The 3,867-nt window shown below is 65.5% G+C and carries 4 protein-coding genes and 2 pseudogenes; 4 read left to right on the plus strand and 2 right to left on the minus strand.

The window, feature by feature from the left end:
• Together VN856_RS19380 and VN856_RS19385 are read left to right on the plus strand one after the other, a co-directional pair.
• Nucleotides 1–520: pseudogene (locus VN856_RS19380) on the plus strand (succinate dehydrogenase/fumarate reductase flavoprotein subunit); the annotation flags it as partial.
• The gene (locus VN856_RS19385) at nucleotides 520–1,329 is read left to right on the plus strand and encodes a succinate dehydrogenase iron-sulfur subunit (RefSeq protein WP_325691943.1); all 810 of its coding nucleotides are present in this window, start codon (nucleotides 520–522) and stop codon (nucleotides 1,327–1,329) included. The pseudogene VN856_RS19380 and the gene VN856_RS19385, both read left to right, overlap by 1 nt.
• A gap of 64 nt (nucleotides 1,330–1,393) precedes the next feature.
• Here VN856_RS19385 and VN856_RS19390 read toward each other — a convergent pair whose 3' ends face one another.
• Both VN856_RS19390 and VN856_RS19395 read right to left on the minus strand, forming a co-directional pair.
• The gene (locus tag VN856_RS19390) at nucleotides 1,394–1,717 is read right to left on the minus strand and encodes a hypothetical protein (RefSeq protein ID WP_325691945.1); all 324 of its coding nucleotides are present in this window, start codon (nucleotides 1,715–1,717) and stop codon (nucleotides 1,394–1,396) included.
• Nucleotides 1,718–1,806: 89 nt separating this feature from the next.
• Nucleotides 1,807–2,574 (minus strand): IclR family transcriptional regulator, encoded by a 768-nt coding sequence (locus VN856_RS19395; protein WP_325691947.1) that lies wholly within the window; start codon nucleotides 2,572–2,574, stop codon nucleotides 1,807–1,809.
• 160 nt (nucleotides 2,575–2,734) lie between these two features.
• Here VN856_RS19395 and VN856_RS19400 point away from each other — a divergent pair.
• Together VN856_RS19400 and VN856_RS19405 are read left to right on the plus strand one after the other, a co-directional pair.
• Nucleotides 2,735–3,361: pseudogene (locus tag VN856_RS19400) on the plus strand (carboxymuconolactone decarboxylase family protein); the annotation flags it as partial.
• A 9-nt stretch (nucleotides 3,362–3,370) separates the two neighbouring features.
• Nucleotides 3,371–3,867: hypothetical protein (locus VN856_RS19405; protein WP_325691949.1), on the plus strand; the 497-nt coding region annotated here is incomplete at its 3' end.

Here is a 3,867-nt window from a genome sequence, read left to right on the forward strand (position 1 = left end):
CGCCAAGGGCCACGAGTTCGTCGACATGCCACCCGACCCGGCCACGATGGTGATCGGCTGGGTCGGCGACATCCTGTCCGAGCACGGCAACGAGCGGGTCGCCGACATTCGGGGCGCGCTGCAGCAGACGATGGACAACAACGCCGCGGTGTTCCGCACCGAGGAGACGCTCAAACAGGCGCTCACCGATATTCACTCCCTCAAGGAACGATACGCACGAATCTCTGTGCACGACAAGGGAAAGCGATTCAACAGCGACCTGCTGGAAGCGATCGAGCTGGGCTTCCTGCTGGAGCTCGCCGAAGTCACCGTCGTCGGCGCGTTGAACCGGAAGGAATCCCGTGGCGGGCACGCGCGCGAGGACTACCCCAACCGTGACGACGTCAACTACATGCGGCACACCATGGCCTACAAAGAAATTGGGACCGATAAGCAGGGCACCGATCTGCTCAGCGACATCCGGCTGGATTTCAAACCCGTAGTGCAGACCCGTTACGAACCCAAGGAGCGGAAGTACTGATGACGTCAGTGCCAAAAGACGAGGTAAGCCAGGACGCCCCCGCCGGTGACCCGCCGCTGCCCGCGATACCCGAGGGCTCGGTGATGGTGACGCTGCGGATCGCCCGCTTCAATCCGGAAAACCCGGATCAGTACGCGGATTCCGCTGGCTGGCAGAGCTTTCGGGTACCGTGCCTGCCCACCGACCGTCTGCTCAATCTGCTGATCTATATCAAGAGTTACTTGGACGGCACGCTGACGTTCCGGCGGTCCTGCGCCCACGGCGTGTGCGGCTCCGACGCGATGCGGATCAACGGCGTCAACCGGCTGGCCTGCAAGATGCTGATGCGCGACCTGCTGCCCAGCAAGCCCCGCAAGGACCTGACCATCACCGTCGAGCCGATCCGCGGACTGCCGGTGGAAAAAGACTTGATCGTCGACATGGAGCCGTTCTTCGACGCCTATCGCGCGGTCAAGCCATACCTGATCACCAGCGGCAACCCCCCGACGCGGGAACGCATTCAAAGCCAGACCGACCGCGCCCGCTACGACGACACCACCAAGTGCATCCTGTGCGCGGCGTGCACCACGAGCTGCCCGGTGTTCTGGAACGAAGGCAGCTACTTCGGTCCGGCGGCCATCGTCAACGCGCACCGCTTCATCTTCGACAGCCGCGACGAGGCCGCGGCCGAGCGGCTCGACATCCTTAACGAGGTCGACGGGGTATGGCGCTGCCGCACCACGTTCAACTGCACCGACGCCTGCCCGCGGGGCATCGAGGTGACCAAGGCGATCCAAGAGGTCAAGCGCGCGTTGATGTTCACCCGCTGAAGCGCGGCTGGTCCACTCAGCGGACCGCACGGTTGCCAACCGAGCGCTCCGGATGCCGGATCACTCAGCCGCCAATGAAGGTGAGCGTGCAGGTGTTGCTCCAGATCCGCCCGCACGGGCCATCCGGGTCCGGGCGATGGTCGGTGGCCGCGATCTGCAGTATCCCTTCGAGAGCCGTGGCCGGCAGCTCTGCATGAAGGCCGCCGACGTGGTCCGATGTGTAAGTGACGTAGTCGCTGACGCCCTCTCCGGGGCGAGTGATCCTGACGGTCACTTCGCGGTCGGGCAGAAAGCCGGCGCCGATCACCACACCGACCCGCGTGACGGTGATCGCCGGCGTGGCGTGCGATTCCCCGGTAATTGGGTTGTCAGCTGCGGCACCAACCATGGTTCCTCCGAAGCACGATCGCATACCCGGCACCCGTGACGTGACAAGAGGTCGGTCCGGCTAACGGACCGCGACCGGGGGTGCGGGTGCTATTGGGTTGTCGACGCCAGCGCCGTGCCGACGCGGCGGGCGGCGTGCGAGACCAAGTCTGGCAGACGCGGCGGCAGCGTCGGCGAAAGCACCAGAACCGTGACCGCGCCGGCGCAGGTTCCATCCGGCCACCACACCGGCGCGGACACACAGCAGATCCCGGGGAAGGCGTCCTGGCGGTCGGTCACGGTCGCGCCGGGCTCGCGGACTGACTCACGCAACCGTCGCCATTCCCCCTGCGGCCAGCAATCGGGCAATGCGACGTCATCGCCGGCCTGCGCCGCATACAAGACCCGGCCGGTGGCGGTGCGGGCGACCAGTTCGCGGTCCGCCGGGTCGGTAATGTAGGCCTGACCACGCGCTGCCGTCGCACAAATCAGACGAAGGCGTTCTTCGTGCAGGATCCGCAGCGACGCCATCGCGCCCGCCTGCGCCGACAAGTTGTGCACCGGTCCCTGCGCAGCCCTGCGCAACAACGGATCAGGTTGCCACCGTTGCCCGATGCGCCCGATCAGCGCCCCGATGTAGTAACGATGCTCGATACACTGCACCGCCCCGAGGGCGACCAATTGTTCGGCGAGCCGATACGTCGACGTTTTCGCCAATCCGCAGGCACGGGCCAGCGCGGTCAGGCCCAACCCGTCGTCCGCATGAGCGAGCGCGTCAAGCACGGCGAACGCGCCCACAAGAACTCCGCGGCCTGGACATGCGTCGGGCGCAGCCGTCATCGACGATCGATGGGTGTCAGGTGCAGTGTCGACATCCATGTCGCCTCGCTGACCAAGCCCCCGCTTTAGCCCCGTGAGCGGTTTCTAGACTCGCGTGAATTTTATACGCCAACGGATCCGGAAATGTGGCGTACTTACAACACGAATAACGAATACAAATGTCGGTTCGCCATCGGCGTCACGATTTCTGCGGCTGTGCCGTCTGATTGGCATGACACAGAAAACCCGCATCGCACCCCTGCCCCCGCAACGGGCCAGCTGGCTGCTTCGCGCGATGTACCGCTACACGAAGCGGCGCTTTGGCGAAGTCCCCGAGCCCTTCGCCGTCGTCGCGCACCACCCTCGGCTGCTGGTCTCGTACGCCGTCCACGAGACGATGCTGCAGTCGGCCTCGAGCAAGCTGCCGACCAGCGTGCGCGAGCTGGCGGTGCTCTGGACTGCGCGCACCGTCGGCTGCTCGTGGTGCGTCGACTTCGGGTCGATGCTGCTGCGCCTCGACGGACTGGACGTCGAGCGCATCAAGGACATCGAGAACTACGCCACTTCACCACGTTTCACCGATGATGAGCGAGCCGCGATCGCCTATGCCGACGCGATGACCACCGATCCGCACAGCGTCACCGACGAGCAGGTAGCCGATCTACGGACCCGCTTCGGCGAGAACGGCGTGATCGAGCTGACGTATCAGATAGGGACGGAAAACATGCGGGCCCGGATGAACACCGCACTGGGCATCACCGAGCAGGGCTTCAATTCCGGTGACGCGTGCCGGGTTCCGTGGCTGACCGATCCCAGCGAGGCCGGCGAAACCCCTGCCCAGCGCTAAAGTGGCGGCATGCAGGTCTGGGAGCTGGAGCCGGGCCGGCTCATGGTTGCCGGCGGGTTCTCCGACCTTGCCCTGCACCACCACGCCGCGGTCCAGGTCACGGCCGGCAGGCGCGGTCCATTAACGGTTACCCAGGACGGCAACACACGCGAGATGTGCCGGCTGGTCGTGATCGCCAGCGGAGCGCGCCACGCCGTGCGATCGGATTCGGAATCCGGGGCATTGACGCTCTACCTCGGTCTGCAGACCCCGCAGGGCATCGCCCTGAACGCCATGGCGCGCGACGGTGTCTGGATTGTCGATGATGGGCAGCAGATAGCCGAGACAACGGCCGCGGTGCTAGATACCGACGGTCCGTACGCCGCTGCGGGATTTCTCGTCGATCAGCTTTGCGGGGCACAGCAGCCGGAATCCGTTCACCCCCAACTGCGGCAGGCGATCGAAGTCGTGGCGAGCCGGGTGCCAGAACGCATCGATGTGGCCTCGGTCGCCGGAACGGTGGCGCT

It is taken from the genome of Mycobacterium sp., assembly GCF_035603715.1.
Taxonomy (GTDB): domain Bacteria; phylum Actinomycetota; class Actinomycetes; order Mycobacteriales; family Mycobacteriaceae; genus Mycobacterium.

Bases quoted from the DNA above. Each gene is read 5' to 3' on its own strand.
- VN856_RS19395 (WP_325691947.1), bottom strand. From the start codon at position 2,574: ATGGATGTCGACACTGCACCTGACACCCATCGATCGTCGATGACGGCT.
- VN856_RS19385 (WP_325691943.1), top strand. From the start codon at position 520: ATGACGTCAGTGCCAAAAGACGAGGTAAGCCAGGACGCCCCCGCCGGT.
- VN856_RS19390 (WP_325691945.1), bottom strand. From the start codon at position 1,717: ATGGTTGGTGCCGCAGCTGACAACCCAATTACCGGGGAATCGCACGCC.